The sequence below is a fragment of the Actinoplanes xinjiangensis genome, from assembly GCF_003148685.1.
GTDB classification, from domain to species: Bacteria; Actinomycetota; Actinomycetes; order Mycobacteriales; family Micromonosporaceae; genus Actinoplanes; species Actinoplanes xinjiangensis.
On the sequence record NZ_QGGR01000003.1, the window covers coordinates 590,217 to 609,217 of the forward strand.

General features: G+C 71.1%; 21 protein-coding genes. 14 read left to right on the top strand and 7 right to left on the bottom strand.

Features of this window, described 5'->3' with window-relative positions; translation table 11 throughout:
* Positions 1–60 precede the first annotated feature (60 nt).
* From BC793_RS09545 to BC793_RS09570, 8 genes are all read left to right on the top strand, one after another.
* On the top strand, positions 61–663 hold the full coding sequence (locus BC793_RS09545) for a LysE/ArgO family amino acid transporter (protein WP_109591328.1): 603 nt from the start codon (positions 61–63) through the stop codon (positions 661–663).
* Positions 664–736: 73 nt separating this feature from the next.
* Positions 737–1,789 (top strand): DNA polymerase III subunit beta family protein, encoded by a 1,053-nt coding sequence (locus BC793_RS09550; protein WP_109591521.1) that lies wholly within the window; start codon positions 737–739, stop codon positions 1,787–1,789.
* Positions 1,790–1,886: 97 nt separating this feature from the next.
* Positions 1,887–2,636 (top strand): methyltransferase domain-containing protein, encoded by a 750-nt coding sequence (locus BC793_RS09555; protein WP_109591330.1) that lies wholly within the window; start codon positions 1,887–1,889, stop codon positions 2,634–2,636.
* 499 nt (positions 2,637–3,135) lie between these two features.
* On the top strand, positions 3,136–3,621 hold the full coding sequence (locus BC793_RS09560; protein ID WP_109591332.1) for a hypothetical protein: 486 nt from the start codon (positions 3,136–3,138) through the stop codon (positions 3,619–3,621).
* On the top strand, positions 3,602–4,192 hold the full coding sequence (locus tag BC793_RS48740; RefSeq protein ID WP_158319214.1) for a hypothetical protein: 591 nt from the start codon (positions 3,602–3,604) through the stop codon (positions 4,190–4,192). Before BC793_RS09560 ends, BC793_RS48740 begins: the two co-directional genes overlap by 20 nt.
* A gap of 148 nt (positions 4,193–4,340) precedes the next feature.
* Positions 4,341–4,649 (top strand): hypothetical protein, encoded by a 309-nt coding sequence (locus tag BC793_RS48745; protein WP_146246212.1) that lies wholly within the window; start codon positions 4,341–4,343, stop codon positions 4,647–4,649.
* On the top strand, positions 4,646–5,302 hold the full coding sequence (locus BC793_RS09565) for a hypothetical protein (protein ID WP_146246213.1): 657 nt from the start codon (positions 4,646–4,648) through the stop codon (positions 5,300–5,302). Before BC793_RS48745 ends, BC793_RS09565 begins: the two co-directional genes overlap by 4 nt.
* Positions 5,303–5,626: 324 nt before the next feature.
* Positions 5,627–6,238, top strand: coding sequence for a hypothetical protein (locus tag BC793_RS09570; RefSeq protein ID WP_109591336.1), 612 nt, complete (start codon positions 5,627–5,629; stop codon positions 6,236–6,238).
* A 6-nt stretch (positions 6,239–6,244) separates the two neighbouring features.
* On the opposite strand, the gene BC793_RS09575 is transcribed toward BC793_RS09570, so the two are convergent.
* Genes BC793_RS09575 through fdxA form a run of 4 tightly spaced genes read right to left on the bottom strand, consistent with a single transcriptional unit; the run spans position 6,245 to position 9,638 of the window.
* Positions 6,245–7,492, bottom strand: coding sequence for a DUF4407 domain-containing protein (locus BC793_RS09575; protein WP_109591338.1), 1,248 nt, complete (start codon positions 7,490–7,492; stop codon positions 6,245–6,247).
* 51 nt (positions 7,493–7,543) lie between these two features.
* The gene (locus BC793_RS09580; protein WP_109591340.1) at positions 7,544–8,194 is read right to left on the bottom strand and encodes an SIMPL domain-containing protein; all 651 of its coding nucleotides are present in this window, start codon (positions 8,192–8,194) and stop codon (positions 7,544–7,546) included.
* A gap of 20 nt (positions 8,195–8,214) precedes the next feature.
* On the bottom strand, positions 8,215–9,315 hold the full coding sequence (gene dapC / locus BC793_RS09585; protein WP_239169743.1) for a succinyldiaminopimelate transaminase: 1,101 nt from the start codon (positions 9,313–9,315) through the stop codon (positions 8,215–8,217).
* Positions 9,312–9,638, bottom strand: a complete 327-nt coding sequence (gene fdxA / locus BC793_RS51165) for a ferredoxin (RefSeq protein WP_106316083.1) — start codon at positions 9,636–9,638, stop codon at positions 9,312–9,314. Before fdxA ends, dapC begins: the two co-directional genes overlap by 4 nt.
* An 83-nt stretch (positions 9,639–9,721) precedes the next feature.
* On the opposite strand from fdxA, the gene BC793_RS09595 reads away from it, so the two are divergent.
* A complete protein-coding gene (locus BC793_RS09595) occupies positions 9,722–10,684 on the top strand; it encodes a GNAT family N-acetyltransferase (RefSeq protein ID WP_109591344.1) in 963 nt (320 codons plus the stop codon).
* A gap of 3 nt (positions 10,685–10,687) precedes the next feature.
* On the opposite strand, the gene BC793_RS52250 is transcribed toward BC793_RS09595, so the two are convergent.
* The 3 genes from BC793_RS52250 to mshB all read right to left on the bottom strand — a co-directional run bounded on the left by BC793_RS52250 (position 10,688) and on the right by mshB (position 12,603).
* The gene (locus BC793_RS52250; protein ID WP_109591346.1) at positions 10,688–11,152 is read right to left on the bottom strand and encodes a hypothetical protein; all 465 of its coding nucleotides are present in this window, start codon (positions 11,150–11,152) and stop codon (positions 10,688–10,690) included.
* Positions 11,153–11,233: 81 nt separating this feature from the next.
* On the bottom strand, positions 11,234–11,740 hold the full coding sequence (locus tag BC793_RS09605) for a hypothetical protein (protein WP_239169735.1): 507 nt from the start codon (positions 11,738–11,740) through the stop codon (positions 11,234–11,236).
* Positions 11,737–12,603 carry an N-acetyl-1-D-myo-inositol-2-amino-2-deoxy-alpha-D-glucopyranoside deacetylase gene (mshB, locus tag BC793_RS09610; RefSeq protein ID WP_109591348.1) on the bottom strand — a complete coding sequence of 289 codons (867 nt, stop codon included), beginning with the start codon at positions 12,601–12,603 and terminating at the stop codon, positions 11,737–11,739. The genes BC793_RS09605 and mshB overlap by 4 nt, the downstream gene beginning before the upstream one ends.
* Positions 12,604–12,696: 93 nt before the next feature.
* On the opposite strand from mshB, the gene BC793_RS09615 reads away from it, so the two are divergent.
* From BC793_RS09615 to BC793_RS09635, 5 genes are all read left to right on the top strand, one after another.
* The gene (locus tag BC793_RS09615) at positions 12,697–14,457 is read left to right on the top strand and encodes a S9 family peptidase (protein ID WP_239169736.1); all 1,761 of its coding nucleotides are present in this window, start codon (positions 12,697–12,699) and stop codon (positions 14,455–14,457) included.
* 71 nt (positions 14,458–14,528) lie between these two features.
* Positions 14,529–15,086: a Uma2 family endonuclease gene (locus BC793_RS09620; protein ID WP_109591350.1), complete on the top strand. Its 558-nt coding sequence runs from the start codon at positions 14,529–14,531 to the stop codon at positions 15,084–15,086.
* Between the two features lie 31 nt (positions 15,087–15,117).
* Positions 15,118–16,554, top strand: coding sequence for a TldD/PmbA family protein (locus tag BC793_RS09625; RefSeq protein WP_109591352.1), 1,437 nt, complete (start codon positions 15,118–15,120; stop codon positions 16,552–16,554).
* Positions 16,551–18,005, top strand: coding sequence for a TldD/PmbA family protein (locus BC793_RS09630; protein ID WP_109591354.1), 1,455 nt, complete (start codon positions 16,551–16,553; stop codon positions 18,003–18,005). Before BC793_RS09625 ends, BC793_RS09630 begins: the two co-directional genes overlap by 4 nt.
* 191 nt (positions 18,006–18,196) lie before the next feature.
* Positions 18,197–18,991, top strand: a complete 795-nt coding sequence (locus BC793_RS09635; protein WP_109591356.1) for a hypothetical protein — start codon at positions 18,197–18,199, stop codon at positions 18,989–18,991.
* The last annotated feature ends 10 nt before the right edge of the window (positions 18,992–19,001 follow it).

The window sequence follows — 19,001 nt, forward strand, 5'->3', positions numbered from 1 at the left end:
TAATCCATCGTCAGAATGATTAGCTGGAGTGGCATCGCATCCGGCCGTAGCGTCGGGCCCATGCTCTCCTCCGCTATAGCCGGATTCGTCGCGTCGGCGGTACTGATCATCGCCATCGGTGCGCAGAACGCGTTCGTCCTCCGTCAAGGGTTGCGCCGGGAACACGTACTCCCGGTGGTGTTGACCTGCGCCCTCTCCGACCTCGCGCTGATCTCCGCCGGCATCGCCGGCCTCGGCGCGGTCCTCACCGCGCAGCCCACGCTGATCACCGCGATCCGGTGGGCCGGCGCCGCGTTCCTGATCGGCTACGCGGTCCTCGCCGCCCGCCGCGCACTGCGCCCGCAGGCCGCCCTCGACCCGGCGGCCCAGGCCCCGACGACACTGCGGGCCACCCTGCTCACCTGCCTCGCCCTGACCTACCTCAACCCGCACGTCTACCTGGACACCGTGCTGCTGCTCGGCTCGGTCGCGCAACAGCACGCCAGCCGCTGGGCGTTCGGCCTCGGCGCCGCCGCGGCAAGTCTCAGCTGGTTCTTCGCGCTCGGCGTCGGCGCCCGGCGGCTCGCCCCGCTGCTCGCCCGGCCCGCCGCGTGGCGGATTCTCGACGGCTCGATAGCACTGGTCATGGCCGCCTTGGGCGTCATGCTGGTGGTACAGGCCTGACCTCATGCCGGGTGGGGCGGGCTTGACCCTCGAGCGGGTCGAGACACCAGGGTCTACCGACGTGGAGAGCAACATGCGGGGCATCGGCGAGGCGGCCCGGGCCAGCGGGCTGAGCATCAGCGCGCTGCGGTTCTACGACAGCGCGGGCGTACTGGTCCCGGCCGCGGTGGATCCGGCGACCGGCTACCGCCGGTACACGTCCGAGCAGATCCGGGCCGCCCGGCTCATCGCCGGGCTGCGGCGGGTCGGGATGCCGGTCAGCGAGATCGCGGCAGCGGTCCAAGACCTTCTGAAGAACCCCTCAGCGGTACGGGCGAAGCTGGACGACCACCTGGTCCGGCTGGAATCCGGTCTCGCCGACGCCAAGCGTGAGCTCCTCCGCCTGCACACCCTGCTCGACCTGGAGGAGAACCTGATGACCCGGATCACCCTGCCCGCCGCCGACCTGTCCGCGGCCCTCGGCACCGTGCTGTTCGCCGCCGCCGGCGCCACCGACCCGATCCCGGCCGGCGTGCTGTTCGAGACCGGCGACGACACCGTCACGCTGGTCGCGACCGACCGCTACCGGCTCGCCGCCGCCACCACCGCGGCCACCGTGGAGGGCTCGCCGGCCCGGCTGTTCCTGCCGTACCAGCTCGCCGGGGAACTGCACGGCGTCCGTACCGGCTCGATCACCGTGGACCTGACCGACAGTCTGGTCACCGCCCGCGCCGGCGACCGGACCGTCGAGGGCAAGCCGATCGACATGGACTTCCCCGACTACCGCCGCCTGCTCCCGCCGGCCGGCTCCACCGTCACCGTCGACATGGCCGAGCTGCGTGCGCTGCTCGCCGGGGCCCCCGTGATCGACCGCGAGCACGAGGGCCGGCCGTACCCGGTGTCGGTTCTCGGGCTAGACCCGGCGGGCCGGCTGCGGTTCGCCGGCGCCGACGAGTGGGCCGCCGACACCGAGTCGCACGTCGCGGTCAACCGCGAGTTCCTGCTGGAGGCGCTCGACGCGGGCGCCGCCGGCCAGCTGGAACTCGAACTCGACGGCCCGGTCCGCCCGCTGATCGTCCGGCCGGCGCACTCTCGCCCCGTGGGATCGGCGTCTCATTTCTCGCTCCTCATGCCGGTCCGCCATTGAGAGGTAGGTAACCGTTCAGCCACAGTCCGGCACCGGTCCTGGAAAGGCCGTGGGATCGAGTCGCTGACGAAGACCCGGCCCGGCTACGTTCGCAGGCGTGCGCAGCAACCGGCAGGGAGAGGATCTCAACGCCGCGGCTACCGGCGCCTCCATGACCGGGTGGGAGTTCGCCTGGCTGGACGGCCTGGCCGTGGCGTCCGAGCCGTCCTGGTCGTACCTCGACCTGGCCCGCCCCCTGGTCCGCCGCGCGTGCAGCGTCCTCGACCTCGACACCGGCGGCGGCGAGCTGCTCGCCGAGCTCGCCCCGCTTCCCCCGCGCACCGTCGCGGTGGAGACGTGGGCCCGCAACACACCCGCCGCCCGCGAACGGCTCGCGCCGTTCGGGGTGGCGGTGCAGACCGAGCTGCCGGCCGAGGAGAACGAGTTCGACCTCGTCCTCAGCCGGCACGGGCGGCTCCCGGCCGCCGACATCGTCCGTCTGCTCACCCCCGGCGGCGTCCTGCTCACCCAGCAGGTCGGCAGCGACGACCTGGCCGAGCTCAACACCTCCCTCGGCGCCCCGCCTCCGCACCCGCGCCGGTGGGACGCCGAGGTCGCGGTCGGCGCGCTGCGCGCCGCCGGGCTGCACGTCACCGATGTGCGCGAGGAGCATCCGCCCCTCACCTTCCACGACATCACCGCGGTGGTCCATCAACTGCGATCGGTGCCCTGGCAGATCAGAGACTTCACCCCCCTGCGGTACGAACGTGAGCTCGCCCGCCTGTCGGCGACGATCCGGGCGCGGGGCGGTTTCACGGTACGGGCTCACCGGTTCCTCGTCCGGGCCGAGCGGCCGACAGAGGCATAAGCGTCAAGCCTCTTTCAGGGGAACGGACCTGCGAGACCCTAACCCGTTAGGGTCCGCGAGCCGGAAATTGTTCTGGGAATCCGCTCCGATTTCATGCCTAAACGGTCCGCGGATTCACATTACAGCCGTCGATCCGAAGGGTTCCGGCAATCCGAGGCGCACTCGGGGTTGCCACCGCGACCGGTAGATGCACCGTGGCCATCGATGCAGGTCGTCGCGCGTTTCATCGATCTTCGCCACGGCCCGGGGTGATCGCCGGAGCGGGCGGTGTCACGCGGACGGGGTAGCCGGGACGGACCGATCCACCGCCATCTCGCACGCAACAGCCGAACGGGACGGACGATCGTCGGCTTGGTCCGGGTCCGACATCTTTGGTCCCAGCGCCGGGTGGCTTCGTGGCCCCGGTGACATCCGATTAACGACGTGCACCCCGCGTAAGTCGCTCCTGACTCATTCCGGGGTGACCGCACGCTGACCTGGTTCCAGGAGGAACATTCCCATGCGTAAGTTCACCAAGCGCTCCACTGCCCTCGTGACCGCTGGCGTCGTCGCCGCCACCGGGGGCGCGGCCTACGCAGCCTGGCTCTTCTCCGGAACGGGCACGGCACAGGCGTCGGCGGGCAGTGCGACTCTGACCGTCTCGGACGTCACGGTCTCTCCCGCGTTCGGGCCCGGCAGCACGAACAACCTGACCTTCACCGTGACGAACCCGAACGCGTTCCCGGTCCTGATCACCGGCATCACAGGCCCCACCGTCACGAGTTCACTCGAGGGCGACGGTTGCAATGCCAGCAACGTCACCGTCACCCCCGGGGGACAGCCCACGGCGACCAATGGGCTCGCGCTGGGTGCGGCCGGCTCCCAGACGGCGTCGTCGACGCTCACCTACACCGGGAAGCTGAGTATGGTCGCCGACCCGGAGGACGACTGCCAGGGCCACGCGTTCAACATCAGCGTCCTCGTCAATGGCCAGAGCAACGCCTGATTTACGGACGGTGGAGGGTGTCATCGGCACCCTCCACATCTCACCTTTCGCCCACACCACAGAGGAACAGGACGGCGAAGTGTCCAGATCATTCCTGAGGGCCCGGCCTCTGGTCCCCTTCGCGATCGTTGCGATCCTGGTCGGCACCGGTGGGGCGGCGTGGGCGATCTGGCGGCTGGAAGGATCGCTGACCTCATCGATGGCAGTCGGATCAGCCATCGATCTGGAGATCATCGGAAATCCCCGGCCCAATCGTCCGTTATATCCGGGAGCCAAATCCGACCTGCGGGTGACCGTTCGGAATGACAACACCTTTCCCGTCCTGGTCACCTCCCTCGATCGCGGCGGCGCGGTCACTGCTGATCAAACTCATCGAACTGCGGGCTGTGTCAATACCGGCGTCTCCTTGACCGCCTCGGGCTTCTCCGTGACGTGGAGGATCCCTGGCCGGTCGACTCGGGAGTTCCTTCTGGGACAGGCGGTGCGTATGACGAACGAGTCGGACTCAGCGTGCCAGGGTGCGAGTTTCACGATTCCGCTCACCGCAAGCGGGCACAGCGATGTCCAGTGACCTGGTTCCATGGCTGCCGATCAGGCGTTGGGTGGCAGGCGGAGCGGCCGTGGCGTGTGTGTGGATCGCGGCCGCTCCTCGTACTGACGGGTCCGCTGTCGAAGTGGCCAACGGCCGAACCTATGCGTTCTCGGTGAGCGGGACCCCGATGGATGACCTCCATCCGGGCGCCGTCAGGCGCACTCGGGTGACGGTGACGAACCCATATCCATTTCCGATCAGGGTTCAGCACATCGAGGCGCATGTCGCCGAGACCTCGAAATGGCGCTGCAAGCCGACGTCGGCCAATCTGACGGTCGGCTCCTATCTGGGCAAACTGCCGCTGACTACGCCGGCGCACGGCCGCAGAGATGCCGGAGAGTTCGAGGCGAGGATGCCGAATACAGTCGCGAACGCCTGCCAGAGGGCGACATTCCGGCTCGCATTCACCGCCACGGCCACCAAGGCAGACCGGTGAGGCGGCGCAGCGCGGCGATGACCGTCGTGGCCGGAGCGGCGGTGGTCATCGTGGCGGGTAGCGGGTTGGCGGCTTGGGCCAGTTGGTCGGTGGGGGCGGCCAACGGACGGGCGGCTCTTCAGGGCGAGACGCTGCCGGTGGTGGGGAAGCCGGAGGCCGTTCTGACCAGCGGTGGGGTGCCGAAGATCAGTTGGGTGGGTGTGAGGTTTCCGTCGGGGGCGGCGGTGGGCGGGTATGCCGTGACCCGGCGGGTGGGGACGGCGCAGGACGAGGTCTGCCGGGTGGGGGCGGCGACCCTGACCTGTACCGATACGGCTGCGGTGCCGGGGAGTCCGGTGACCTACACGGTGCGGGCCGTGGCCGGGGACCGGTGGGCGGGGGTGGCGAGCCCGAAGAGTGATGAGCTCACGATTCCCGGTGCGACGGCACCGGGTCCGGCCGGGCTTGTGGCGAAGGGGTCCGTTGCGAAGGTGGAGGAGAAGGGAAGAAGGGTCGTGCCGGACGGCGACGGTGAAAGGGTGGACGGCGCGGTGACGCCGACGACGAACCCCGAGCCGGGTCCCACGTCGTCCGCACCTTCCGCAACCGTGGCGCCGGCCAGTGCTTCGCCGTCGTCTTCGGCGGCCGACGGCGGGGAGGGCGGCGGCGGGTAGAGGGTCGCGCTTCCCCGGCGGAGGCGCGGTGGGAGGCATAGATCGGCGGGGCCGCAATGATCGGCTGTCGCGGGGAATCGATCGTCGGGCCGGGGGTGGCCGGACGGTCGATTTCGTCACCCCGCAGGGGTAAGCCGTATCGGCAGACCTGTCCGATTTATGCGCTGGAAGGACGGACGGAAATCCGATCACATCGGACATCCGCGTCGGGGAACGTTATATGAGCGCCGAACCCGGCATCTTTCCCACCGGCCCTCGAGGAGGAACGAGCCGCATGCCCGAACCAAGGGATCCCCGCGCGGCGGCTGCCACCGAGGTCGCTTCGTGAATCGGCGCGACACCCTGCCCGGCTTCACCGACAGCGACGGCCGGGTGCCCGCGCACCTGGAACTCGACACCGCGGACCATGAGGAACCCACCTGGGAGGTGCTGCATCCGGCGCGGCGGCGACGGTTCGACCGGCGGGCCCGGACCATCCTCAGTGCCGCGGCGATCGCGGCTCTGCTCGCGAACGCGGGTGCGGCCTGGGCCTACTGGCGGTTCAACAGTCCGGCCCCGCAGCACAACTGGGCCTCCGGGACCGTCGTGGAGGTCTCGCTCAGCGCCATCTCCGATCCGGGGCGGCCGCTGCGGCCCGGCATCCCGGGGAATCTGACGGTGACCGTCACCAACCAGCACGGGGCACCGGTGCACATCACCGAGATCCTGCCCGGGAAGGGCCGGGCGGTCCCCGACGACGTGCACCGGGACGCCGGCTGCGCCGACCCGCGGGTGGAGTTCACGCAGCCGGGTTTTCCGGTGTCGTGGGAGGTGCCGCGCAACACGGTGGGCGCGTTCATCCTCAACGGCGCGCTGACGGTACGGGCTGGCGGCGACACCGCATGCCAGGGGGCGACGTTCACCGTTCCGGTGCGGGCGAAGGCCGTACGCCCATGATCTGATTCAGACGTTGATGCGGTGGCGTGGGATCGGGCGCTCGATGCGGGCCGGGTCGACGACCACCGCGTCGTGCAGGACGTGCCGGGCGCGGTCGGTGGCGGCCCGTGCGAGACGGCCGTCGTGGGCGGCCGCCTCGATGCCGTCGGCGATCACCTTGGCGGTGGCCTCGCCGTACGTCCGGGCGTCGTGGATCTCGCGTTCGTGCATGAGGGACGCCTCGTGCTCGCGGAGCCGGGCGACCCTCGCCTCGGCCCGTTCGTAGGCATTGCCGCGGGAGACGAGTTTGAGCCCGATGGCCGCGCAGTCCAGGGCCACCATCAGCAGCGCGATCCCCAGGTAGAAGACGCCGACGCCCCAGAAGTCGGTGCGGATCAGATGCCACATCGCCGCGGTACGGGCGCCGAAGCCGGAGTCGCCGTGCACCACCTCGGCGTTGGCGGCCCGTTCGGCGCTGATCCGGTCGGTCAGCCGGGACTGTTCGCCGGCCCGTGCCGCCCGTGACTCCCGCTGGTCCTGTTGCAGGGCGGCGGCCTGACGTTCCAGCCGGACGGCCTGGTCGTCGAGGGTCCGGGAGCGGCTCACCAGCTGGTGGCAGTAGCCGTTGCGGGGGCAGCCGGGGCTGCGGGTGACGCCACGCCCGGCCGAGTCGTCGAGGGCCTGCCGGTACATGAGGCGGGCGTCCTCGCGCTTCTGGGCGGCCCGGTCGACGAGGCGGCGGACCGCGGTGTCGTCGGCGGCCGTCTCCTTGCGCAGTTCGGCGATGCGGGCCGTGTAACCGGCGACGGCGCCGCCGGTGTCCAGGTCGCTGAGCTGTTCGCTGTGCACGCGCGCCAGGTGGGCCTCGATCTCGCCGCGGTACCGGGCCAGCATCAGGGGCTCGGTGATGACGACCGCGAACAGCAGCGCCAGGCTGAGCCGGCCCACATAGAGGCCGAGGGTCGGCGGGCGCAGCAGGTGCCGCGGGTCTGACGAGTCCAGCCGTTCGTAGCTGATCGTCACCCGGCCCACGACCGCCCGGTCATAGGCGACCACACCGATCGCCACGAGCGGCCCGACCACCCACTGGTACCACGGATGGGCGTAGCCGGAGCTGGCGTCGATGAAGGCGGCGCCGCCCACCGTCGCGTAGACGAAGTAGAGCAGGATGAAGACGCCGATCGATCGATACAGAACGCGGTCCGAGTGTGTGGTGACACTTCGGGGATTCACGTTCGCCACCCGCAGCAGCAGGTGCCCGAGGCCCTTGCGCATGCAGCCGAGTCTTACCGACTCCCCGGCCGCCCGGAGGCGTTTTCGCCAGGATCAGGGTCGCAGGACGGTCGGCTCCGTGACGGTGACCCGCAGCAGCACGCGGGCCTCGACGGTCTGCTGCCGTGGGTCCAGGTCGAAGGCGGCGCTGTCCTCGGCCTCGGCGGCCATCCCGCCGGCCGCCCGCATCGCCATCGGGTGCGCACCGGCCGCCTCGGCGTCCGAGATCTCGACGATCCGGTCCAGTTCCGAGCCGACCGCGGCGGCGTACTCCCGGGCGCGGTCCAGGGCGTCGGTGACGGCCTCCCGGCGGACGTCCGCGCCGGCTCTGCTGCCCGGCCGGAGCCGCCACCAGGGGCCGGACACCGAGATCGCGTCGCCGGAGGCGAGCCGTGCGAGCATCTCGCCGAGCGGGTCGAAGTCGGCGACGGTGACCGTGGTGGTCAGCGAGCCGGAGTGGACCGCGCTGCGTTCACTGCGGCGGCGGTACTCCTCGTAGACGTGCAGGCCGGCGGTCTCCCGGCGCTCGATGGCCGTCGCATACCGGTCGAGGATCTTTCCGACCTCCGCCGAACGCTCGGTGAGGCGGGCGACCACGGTGGGTTTGTCGCGGTCCCGTGCGGACACCGTCACCGAGAAGACGGCCTGCTCCGGGGGGACCTCACGGCGTGCCTCGCCGTGGACGGTCACGATCGTCTGGTCCACGGCGAGACTCTCCCTCTGCGTCAGAACGGCTCACTCAGGCGGTCGGCCGCGGCCGCCACCCGCTCGTCGGTGGCGGTCATCGCGATCCGCACGTGTCTCGCCGCGGCCGGACCGTAGAAGGCGCCGGGTGCGGCCAGGATGCCCCGCTGGGCGAGCCGGTCCACGGTCGTCCAGCAGTCCTCGTCGCGGGTCGCCCACAGGTAGAGGCCGGCTTCCGAGTGACTGATCTCGAAACCGGCCTTGACCAGCGCGGCCCGCAGGATCTCGCGCCGGGCGGCGTAGCGCTCACGCTGCTGCGCCACATGTGTCTCGTCGGTCAGCGCGGCCACCATGGCGGCCTGCACCGGCGCCGGGACGATCATGCCGGCGTGTTTGCGCACCGTCAGCAGCTCGGCCACCAGGGCGGGGTCTCCGCCGATGAACCCGGCCCGGTAACCGGCCAGATTGGAGCGTTTGGAGAGCGAGTGGACGGCCAGCACGCCGGTGTAGTCGCCGCCGGTCACCCGGTCGTCCAGCACCGACACCGGGGTGGTCTCCCAGCCGAGCGACACGTAGCACTCGTCGCTGACCACGGTCACGCCGCGCTCCCGCGCCCAGTCGACGACCTTGCGCAGGTGTTCCACGGGGAGCACGCGGCCGGTCGGATTGGACGGTGAGTTGATCCAGATCAGCTTGACCCGGGGATCGGGGCCGATCGCGGTGAGCGAGTCGGAGCGGATCACCTCGGCGCCGGTCAGCCGGACACCCACCTCATAGGTCGGATAGCAGACCGAGGGGATGACGACCACGTCGCCGGACCGGACGCCGAGCAGCGTCGGCAGCCAGGCCACCAGCTCCTTCGAACCGATCGTGGGCAGCACCCCGAGGTCACCGCCCGCCCCGCACTCCCGGGCCAGCCAGCCGGCGATCGCGGCACGCAGCTGGGGCGTGCCCGCGGTCAGCGGGTAACCGGGCGCGTCGGAGGCGTCCGCGAGGGCCTGCCGGACGGAAGCGGGAACCGGGTCGACCGGGGTGCCGATCGACAGGTCCACGATGCCGCCCGGGTGTGCCGCGGCGAGCTTCTTGGCCGGCTCCAGCAGGTCCCAGGGGAAGTCCGGCAGGGCCGACGACAGAGCGCTCAGTGTGCGTCCCCGCGAGGCGGCTGCGAGAGCACGAACGGCGTGTCCTTGTCGATCTTGCCGACCTTGGAGGCGCCACCGGGCGAACCGAGGTCCTCGAAGAACTCGTAGTTCGCGTTGGTGTAGTCCTTCCACTGCTCCGGCACGTCGTCCTCGTAGAAGATCGCCTCCACCGGGCAGACCGGCTCACAGGCTCCGCAGTCGACGCACTCATCGGGGTGGATGTAGAGCATCCGGTTGCCCTCGTAGATGCAGTCGACCGGGCACTCCTCGATGCATGCCTTGTCGAGAACATCGACGCAGGGCTCAGCGATGATGTAGGTCACGGATCTTTCCCTTCGAAGCCACGCCGCGGGAACCGCCGACGACAAATTGCAGAGCCTAGTATTCCCGCCGAGGGAGGTAATGCGTGCTCCGACAGCAGGATGTGGGACACCGGGTGGTGGTACGGCGAATTGTAGGCGTATCCGGGGACCGGACGCTCTTCACGGACGCGCTCGGTGAGCTCGTGGACCTCACGGAGACCGATCTCACACTCGCCACCGACAAAGGCACCCTGCGGGTGCCGCTGCGCGAGGTGCACCGGGCCAAGCGGGTGCCCGCCGCACGCCGGCCGCACGCCGCCGCCGTGATCGCGCTCGAACTCGCCGCCGACCAGGCGTGGCCCGCCCCGGTGCGTGGCCGGCTCGGCGGCTGGCTGCTGCGCGCCGCGGACAACTGGACCGGCCGGGCCAACTCGGCGCTCGCCGTCGGCGATCCGGACCGCCCGCTGGAGGCCGCCATCGACGCGGTCGTCAAGTGGTACGGCGAGCGCGGCCAGCAGCCCCTGATCAACGCGCCGCTGCCGCTCGCCGCGCCGGTGAACGCGACCCTCGACGAACGCGGGTGGACGAGCCGGCCGCTGACCCTGGTGCAGACCGCCCCGCTGGCACCGATGCTGGCCGCCGCGGCCCGCACCGACCTGCCACCGGTCGATCTGGCCGACGCGGCCGGCGACGACTGGTACACGATGGTCGCCGACCACAAGGGCACTCTGCCCGCGGCCGCCCTGACCATCCTGAACGGTGTGCCGGACCGGGTGTTCGCCCACGTCCGCGACAGCGACGGGGAGCTGCTGGCGGTGGCCCGGGGCGCCGTGACCGGCCCGGACCACTGGCTCGGCGTGTCGCTGCTGCAGACCGCCCCGGCCGCACGCCGGCGCGGCTTGGGCGGGCACGTGGTGCGGGCGCTGGCGCACTGGGCGTCCCAGCGCGGCGCCAACCGCGCATACCTCCAGGTGGAGGAGCGGAACACGGCGGCCGTCGCGCTCTACGGCCGGCTCGGGTTCAGCACCCATCACACCTATCTGACCCGGGAGGCTCCGCGGGCCTAGGCCCTAGCGGCCGACGACCCGGCGGGGGCGGACCTTGCGGGCCTCGGTGAACGCCTTGAGCGCCCGGGACCGGTAGTCACGGCCGAGCATGACGGCGGTCCAGTAGCCGATGGCCGTGCCCGCGCCCGCACAGGCGGCGTAGAGCCAGATCTGGGCGAAGAAGTCACCGGCCCCGTTCGCGAACGGGCCGTGGCCGCTGACCAGCGGTCCGAGCAGGACCGTCAGTGCCATGCCGCCGAGCGCGCCGAACCCGACCTCGGGCAGCCAGTCACCCGGGGCCAGTCGCTGCGACCGGAGGAACGTCAGGACGGCCAGGATCACCACGATCGTCGCGAACATGGCGATCGAGGCGGTCCCCTGGCCGCTGCCGTCCTCGGATGAGAACCGGATGACCAGCCGGGCGATCACGTTGACCGCGAACAGGGCGACGGCCAGCACCGTGATCCGGAACCAGCGCTGCTGCCTCATCTCGTCCTCCCAGAAAGAACACCGTGAATTCCGCGTTGCGGGATCGTAACGCTCATCCTGGCGGATGGTGCGCCGGGATTCCTAGACGCTTCCTGAGAGTTCGCTGTCCCTGTTCAACGGAGTCAGAATCATCCGGTACACATACACCGCGAAGGTCAGGCTCCCGGCCAGGATCGTCACCAGGGCCACCCAGTTCGTCCCGCCGACCAGGTAGTCGCCCTCGGACGTGCGGGTGCCGGCGGCGGCCAGCATGATCAGCGTCCACAGCGCCCACGGCGGGCCGGCCGCCCAGCGGCGGCCGGTCGTCGACACGGCGAACCAGGAGATCGCCAGGTTGAGCCCGATCGCCAGCGGGACGGCCAGCGGCAGCGGTGCGCCACTCCCGGTGTACGGCGAGCGGCCGTCGAGAATCGCCCCGATCGCACCGGTCCGCAGCGCGCTCAGCTGCAACTCGAGGACGGCGGTGACCACGGTGGCGAGGAGCGCGATGCTGATCCCGGCCACGCGGACGACGGTGTCGCCGACGTCGCCGGACGGGCCGGCCGGTGCCGTCTCCCCGGTCACGACGGCCGGTGTCTCGGCGGTCATGCCAGCCCGCTGAACAGGTCACTCTCCCAGCCGTGCGGGCCCGAGCCGGGACCGCGCGTGCCCTTGACGAGCGTGTAGTACTCCACGCCCATGAACTCGCCGCCGAAGTCGCCGGCGATCCCGTAGAGCCAGGAGTTGTCCGGGATCTGGGTGGCGTGGGCGCGCATCGCCGCGGTCTTCTTCGCGTAGTGGTCGGTGCCGTCGATGCGGGCCGCGATCTCGTCGTCGGGCGTGCCGAACGGCAGGTCGTCGACCTTCTCCACGTCGGCGAACGGGTTGCTCTCCGAGTCGCGGAACGCCTCCATGCCGTCCAGCAGGACGCTCAGCGGCATGGCCGTCCAATAGATCTTGGTCGGCCCGTCCTCGCCGGCCAGTTCGGCGGCGCGCATCGCGACCCGGTGGGCCTGGATGTGGTCGGGGTGTCCGTAGAACCCGTTCTCGTCATAGGTGATCATGACCTGCGGGCGGATCTCGCGCATGATCTCGACCAGGTGGCCGGCCGCCTCGTCGAGGTCGGCCTGCCAGAACGCGCGGGGGTGCTCGTTGGTGGGCAGGCCCATCATGCCGGAGTCACGGTAACGACCGGGGCCGCCGAGCATGCGGCGGTCGGTGACGCCCAGCTCGGCACAGGCGCGCTCCCACTCGACCAGGCGGTAGCCGCCCAGCTGGTCGGCCTCGGCGGCGGCGAGCCGGGACAGCTCCGGGACGTGGATCTCACCCTCCTCCCCGAGGGTGCAGGTCACCAGGGTCACGTGGGCGCCGGCCGAGACATAGTGGGCCATGGTCGCTCCGGTGCCGATCACCTCGTCATCGGGGTGCGCGTGGACCAGCAGCAGGCGGCGGGCGGGCAACTCGTCAGTCACGGCGGATACTGTACGCGCGACCACCGACGGGTTCGGCCCACCAGCCCGCGGTTTGCCCGGCGCGAGTCGCCTCCCATCGGAGATGCTGGGGACGTGGAGTACCCGTACGCCGTGACCGTCGGGGCCGATGGTGCCCGAGTCGTGTTCCTCCGCTCGTCCGAACTCTGGCTGCTCGACGTGCCCGCCGGGGTGGAACGCCGGGTCGCCGCCGGGCCGGTCGACTCCTACGCGACCGACCGCGACGCCCGGGTCGCCGCCCTCGTGCGGGGTGGTGAGCTGCTCCGGGCCGACCTGATCACCGGTGCGGTCACCGCGGTGCCCACGGCCGGCCCCGCCTTCGACGCCCGGCCCGACCCGCTCGGGCACGCCATCGCCTACCTCACCGACCCCGGCGGGACGGCCTCGCTGCACGTCACCGGACCGGACGGGGACCGGCTGCTGGCCGGCGAACCGGGCAACGCGTGGCGCGAGCACGGCGGGACGATCTCCTGGGGGATGCCGGGGACGTGGGCGGGCGAGTTCGGGCGTACCCGAGGGTGGTGGTGGTCTCCGGACGGCTCGCAGATCCTGGCCGTGCGCAGCGCCCGGACGGCCAGCCTGCATCTGCTCGACCTGGACGGCGGCTGGGTCGACGTGCACTGGGACCGGGAGACCTACCCCTATCTGGCGCAGGTCGACTGGGCCGGAGGCGGTCCGCTGATCACCGTGCTGCGCCGGATGCAGCAGCACGGCCTGGTCCTCTCCATCGATCCGCGCACCGGTGAGACCCAGGTGCACGCCGAACTCGCCGACGCCCGCTGGGTGGAACCGATCCCGGGCACGCCGCGGCACCTGCCGGACGGCCGTGTGCTGGTCGGCGGCGAACTCGCCCACGACGGCTTCGACGCGCGCTGCCTCTTCGCCGACGGCAGCCTGCTCACCCCGCCCGGCCTCTACGTCCGGCGGGTGGCCGGCACCCTGCCGCGACCCGGCGGGCCGGCCGGCGCGCCCGATCTGATCGTCGAGGGCAGCCTGGGCGACCCGGCGGTGCGGGAGGTGTTCCGGGTGCGCACCGCACTCGGCGGGGGCGGGCCCGAGGTCACCCGGGTGACGCTGCTCACCGGCCCGGACCGGGCGATCGTGGGCGGCGACGTGCTGGTCGCCGGCCGGCGGGTGTGGCACGGCGACCGGATGATCACCCTGCGGTCCGGGGCGCCGTCGGCGTCCGCGGCGCCCGAGCCGGTGCTGGAGCGCGTCACCGACCGGCGGCTGCCGGCCGCCGTCCTCTACCCGGCCGGGCACGTCGGCGGGACCCGGCTTCCGGTGCTGGTCACCCTGGGCGACGGGCCCGGGCGTCAGCAGGTCCTCGCGGACCCCACGGCGTGGGCGGAGCGACAGCGGTTCGCCGACTCCGGCTTCGCGGTGGTCAGCATCGATTCCCGGGGTACGCCCGGAGTGGCCCCCAGTTTCGAGAAGGCGGTCCACCGGCGCCTGGCCGACGTGGTGCTCGCCGATCAGGCCGACGCCCTGCACGCCCTGCACGGCAAACACCCGGATCTGGATCTCGGCCGGGTCGCGGTGCGCGGCTGCGGGCTGGGCGGCTGGCTGGCGGCGATGGCCGTCCTGCGCCGGCCGGAGATCTTCCACCGGGCGGTCGCCCACCGGCCGGTCCTCGACTGGGCGCAACTGCCGGTGCCGGTGGCCGAGCGCTATCTGGGCGACCGGCACGACTGCTCCGACGTCTACGCCCATCACTCGCTGCACGAGGCCGGGGCGTCCGCGGACGTGCTGCTGGTCGATGCCGAGTTGGACGGCTTCCCGTCGCAGGCCGCCGTGACCTTCCAGGAGGAGCTAACCTTCCTCACAGGGTGGTAGTCACCAGGGAGGTTGTCATGGAGCATGATCGCATGGGACTATGGTCCCACGACAACTCAGGAGACGACGCCATGACGACTGCCCTCCTCCACCTCGACAACCGGACCTGGACCGAGTCGGAGTTCCTGGCCATCGGCGAAACGCCCGAGCGCATCGAGCTTTTCGACGGGAGCCTGCACGTGACCCCTGGCCCGACGCCGATTCATCAACGCCTCTCCACCAGGTTGGCGTTCATCCTGACTCCGTCGGCCGAGGCCATCGGCCTCTTCGTCCACGAGGCCATCAACGTGCGGGTCGGAACCAATCGGATTCCCATTCCCGACCTCGCGATCACCACGATGATCGATTTCGAGGAGCTGGTCGTCGACGCCTCAGATGTGCGGCTGATCTGCGAGATCCTCTCCCCGTCGAACGCCACCACGGACCGGGTCCTGAAGATGCGGTACTACGCGGATGCCGGCATTCCGTGGTACCTGCTCGCCGAGCCGAAGACCGCGACCTTCACCCTCTACAAGCTCGAAGGCTCCGAGTATGCGGTGCACGCGACTGCCGCACCCGGCGAGCTGCTGGAGATCACCGAGCCCGTGGTCGCGACCATCGATCCGGCGGATCTGCTGCCGCCTCGCTGAAACTGTCGCACCCGGCGCATAGGGTCGGGTCATGACCCACTTCGATGAGGCGGGGGCGGCGGTGCAGGCCGCGCTCGACGCCGGCGCCCGCTATGCCGACGCCAGGGTGATGGTGCGGCGCTCCGAGGCCATGTCGGCACGTGACGGCGACGTCGAGGATCTCGGCTTCGACGAGAGCGCCGGGCTGGGGGTGCGGGCCCTGGTCGGCTCCGGGTGGGGCTTCTATGCCGTCCCCGATCTGTCCGAACCGTCCGCACGGGCCGCCGGGAGGCGTGCCGCGCAGATCGCCGCCGCGAGTGCCGCGGTGCCGGGCCTTCCGGCCGATCTGGTACCGGCCAGAGCCGTGGTGGCGAGCTGGGCCTCCGACTGCGTGGTCGATCCGCTCGGGGTGCCGCTGTCGGACAAGGGTGACCTGCTGGTCCGGGCGACCGAGGCGGCGAAGGCCGCGGGCGCCGACGTGGCCGAGGCCAACTACGCGATCTGGGACACCCGTAAGTGGTTCGTCTCCAGCGAGGGCCACCGCATCGACCAGCACATCCGTGAGTGCGGCGCGGGCGTGACCGCGATCGCGATCGGTGACGGCGAGGTGCAGCGCCGGTCCTGGCCGTCGCATCGGGGCCAGTTCGGCACCCGCGGTTGGGAGCTGGTCGAGGAGATCGACCTGGTGGGCAACGCTCCGCGGATGGCGGAGGAGGCGCGGGCGCTGCTGACGGCGCCGCTGTGCCCGTCCGGCGAGACGACGCTGGTGCTCGGTGGTGAGCAGCTGGCCCTTCAGATCCACGAGTCGGTGGGACACGCCATCGAGCTGGACCGGATTCTCGGCTGGGAGGCGGCGTTCGCCGGCACGAGCTGGCTGGACCTGAGCCGGCTGGGCTCGTTGCGGTATGGCTCCGAGCTGATGAACATCACGATCGACCCGACGTTCCCGGGCGCGCTGGGCAGTTTCGGCTTCGACGACGAGGGCACCCCGGCGGTGAAACGGCATGCGGTCCGCGACGGCCTGTGGGTGGGTGTGCTGGCCGGGCGTGACTCGGCGGCGATCGCCGGGCTCGACTACGCGGGCAGTGTCCGGTCGGACGGCTGGTCCCGGCTGCCGATGGTGCGGATGACGAATGTCGGTCTGGAGCCGGGCCCGCACACTCTCGACGAGATCATCGCGGCCACCGACGACGGTGTCCTCATGGATGTCAACCGGTCCTGGTCGATCGACGACCGCCGGCTGAACTTCCAGTTCGGATGCGAGATCGGCTACGAGATCAAGAACGGGAAGCGGGGGCGGATGCTGCGCAACCCGACCTACACCGGGATCGGGCCGAGGTTCTGGCAGTCGATGGACATGCTGTCGAGCGAGACGATCGCGTGGGGCACGCCCAACTGCGGCAAGGGCCAGCCCGGCCAGATCGGGCACACCGGGCATCCGGCGGCGCCGGCCCGGTTCACGAACGTGCGGTTGGGGGTGCGGGGATGAGCGAGGGTGGTCGCGCCGGGGCCGAGCTGGAGCTGGCGGCCCGGGTCATCGAGCTGGTCCGGGAGCTGGCCGGGCGGGAGGCGGAGGCCGAGGTGAACGTCCGGCACGACGCCGAGGCGCTGACCCGGTTCGCGAACTCGACGATTCATCAGAACGTGGCGTCGGCCACGACCGGCGTCCGGTTGCGGCTGCACGCCGCCGGGCGTACGGCGGGTGGCTCGACCACCGTGACCAGCGCGGACGGCCTGCGGACCCTGGTCGAGCGGACACTCGCCGCGGTGCGGGTTTCGCCGGTCGACCGGTCCTGGCCGGGCCTGGCCCCGCCGGCGGCGCTGCGGTTGTCGGCCGGCCACCCGGGGTCGGGCGAGCGGTCCGGGCTGGCCTTCGGGTTCGACGAGGCGACGGCGCGGGCCGATCCGGCTGAGCGGGCCGAGCGGGTCGGCGCCTTCGTGCGGGCGGCCGGCGGTCTGGAGACGGCCGGCTACTGCCGCACGGTGTATGTGTCGGCGGCGTTCGCCAACAGCGCGGGCCAGGCCGTCGAGGGACGGACGGCGGAGGCCGCGATGGACGGCATCGCCCGCTGCGACGGGGCCGACGGGGTGGCCCGGCTGGCGGCCGCCCGGCTGGCCGATCTGGACGGCGCGGTGCTCGGCGCCCGGGCCGCGGCGAAGGCCCGGGCCGCCCGTGGTCCGGTCGAGCTGCCGCCCGGCCACTACGAGGTGGTCCTGGAGCCGGACGCGGTGCGTGACCTGCTGGAGAACTTCGCGGTCTTCGGCTTCGACGGTAAGGCGCACCACCAGCAGCAGAGCTTCGCCGACCTGGGTACGGCGCAGTTCGATCCATCGGTGACCATCGTGGACGAGCCGCTCGGCAGCCGCGAGGAGCCGGCCGCCGATCTGCCGTTCGACGACGAGGGCACACCACGACGGCCGCTGGTCCTGGTGCGGGAGGGGGTGACCGCCGCGGTGACGCACGACCGCACGTCGGCGGCGCTGGCCGGCACCGCCTCGACCGGGCACGCCTCGCCGGTCTCCCGCTCATGGGGCCCGAAAGCCACCCACCTGCGGCTGGAGGCGGCACCGGTGCCGGGCGCCGCACCGGGGACCGGGGGCACCGGCTCGATCGCCGATTCGGCCCGTCCGCTGGTCGCCGGGATGCGCCGGGGCCTGCTGATCACCGATTTGTGGTACACGAGGGTTCTCGACCCGAAGGCTCTGGTGATCACCGGTCTGACCCGCAACGGGGTGTGGCTGGTGGAGGATGGCGAGATCACGTCGGCGGTGAGCAATGTGCGGTTCACCCAGTCCTACCCACGGGCGCTGGGGCCGGGCCGGGTGCTCGGGATCGGCGCCGAGACGGTGCTGCTGCCGGAGTCGTGGGGCCGGGCCCGCTATGCCGCGCCGGCCCTGCACCTGGCCGAGTGGAACGTCACCGGCAACGCCTCGGGATAGATCAACTACTTCATAGGCGATGATCTCTGCACGCCGGGATGATGTTTTTGTGACCCAGTCCGCAAAGAGTCAGACCTTCGGCGTAACGTGTGCCCCACATCACTGTCGTGACGCGACGGCGGCGTGGGGCATCGCCATGTCCTGACCCCGTCCGTCTCGGCCCTGCACACGGCACTGTCCAGGGAGATGGAATGACGACGACGGCAACGCGGCCGGGCGGCGGCGGCAAAGCGCGCGCGGCGATCGCGGCGCGGACGCTTCGCACCGACCGGTGGTGGCTCGCGCCGCTGGTGACCTTTATCGGCCTGGGCGCGTGGGTCACCTACGCCACCGTCCGGGTGTTCATGCACAAGTGGTTCTTCGTCGAGGAGTTCCACTACCTGACACCCTTCTACTCGCCGTGCATAACGGACGCGTGCGGGGACGCGGCGATGTTCGGCACCCCGCTGCCGGCGTTCTTCCTGGTCCCGGAGGCGGCGTTCACCCTGCCGTTCCTGCTGCTGTTCCGGTTGACCTGCTACTACTACCGGAAGGCGTACTACCGGGCGTTCTGGCTGTCGCCGCCGGCGTGCGCCGTGCCGGACGGGCACAAGAACTATTCCGGGGAGACGCGGTTCCCGCTGATCTTCCAGAACGCGCACCGGTACGCGTTCTACGCCGCCGTGATCATCTCGGTGATCAACACCTGGGACGCCGTCCACGCGCAGACCACCGGGCTGGGGCTCGGCAACGTGATCCTCTGGGTCAACGTGATCATGCTGTGGGCGTACACCCTGTCCTGCCATTCCTGCCGGCACATCGCGGGCGGCCGGCTGAAGCACTTCTCGAAGCACCCGGTCCGTTACCGCTTCTGGACGCTGGTGTCCAAGCTCAACACCCGCCACATGCAGCTGGCCTGGATCACGCTCGGCACCCTGGCGCTGACCGATTTCTACATCATGGGTCTCGCCGCCGACTGGTACCCCGACCTGCGCATCATCAACTGAGGAGGCGGCG

What these genes read in the sequence shown, in the direction of transcription:
- BC793_RS09545 (WP_109591328.1), top strand. Translation starts at nt 61, where the DNA reads ATGCTCTCCTCCGCTATAGCCGGATTCGTCGCGTCGGCGGTACTGATC.
- BC793_RS09550 (WP_109591521.1), top strand. Translation starts at nt 737, where the DNA reads ATGCGGGGCATCGGCGAGGCGGCCCGGGCCAGCGGGCTGAGCATCAGC.
- BC793_RS09560 (WP_109591332.1), top strand. Translation starts at nt 3,136, where the DNA reads ATGCGTAAGTTCACCAAGCGCTCCACTGCCCTCGTGACCGCTGGCGTC.
- BC793_RS48740 (WP_158319214.1), top strand. Translation starts at nt 3,602, where the DNA reads ATGGCCAGAGCAACGCCTGATTTACGGACGGTGGAGGGTGTCATCGGC.
- BC793_RS48745 (WP_146246212.1), top strand. Translation starts at nt 4,341, where the DNA reads ATGGATGACCTCCATCCGGGCGCCGTCAGGCGCACTCGGGTGACGGTG.
- BC793_RS09575 (WP_109591338.1), bottom strand. Translation starts at nt 7,492, where the DNA reads ATGCGCAAGGGCCTCGGGCACCTGCTGCTGCGGGTGGCGAACGTGAAT.
- BC793_RS52250 (WP_109591346.1), bottom strand. Translation starts at nt 11,152, where the DNA reads ATGAGGCAGCAGCGCTGGTTCCGGATCACGGTGCTGGCCGTCGCCCTG.
- BC793_RS09605 (WP_239169735.1), bottom strand. Translation starts at nt 11,740, where the DNA reads ATGACCGCCGAGACACCGGCCGTCGTGACCGGGGAGACGGCACCGGCC.
- BC793_RS09620 (WP_109591350.1), top strand. Translation starts at nt 14,529, where the DNA reads ATGACGACTGCCCTCCTCCACCTCGACAACCGGACCTGGACCGAGTCG.
- BC793_RS09625 (WP_109591352.1), top strand. Translation starts at nt 15,118, where the DNA reads ATGACCCACTTCGATGAGGCGGGGGCGGCGGTGCAGGCCGCGCTCGAC.
- BC793_RS09630 (WP_109591354.1), top strand. Translation starts at nt 16,551, where the DNA reads ATGAGCGAGGGTGGTCGCGCCGGGGCCGAGCTGGAGCTGGCGGCCCGG.
- BC793_RS09635 (WP_109591356.1), top strand. Translation starts at nt 18,197, where the DNA reads ATGACGACGACGGCAACGCGGCCGGGCGGCGGCGGCAAAGCGCGCGCG.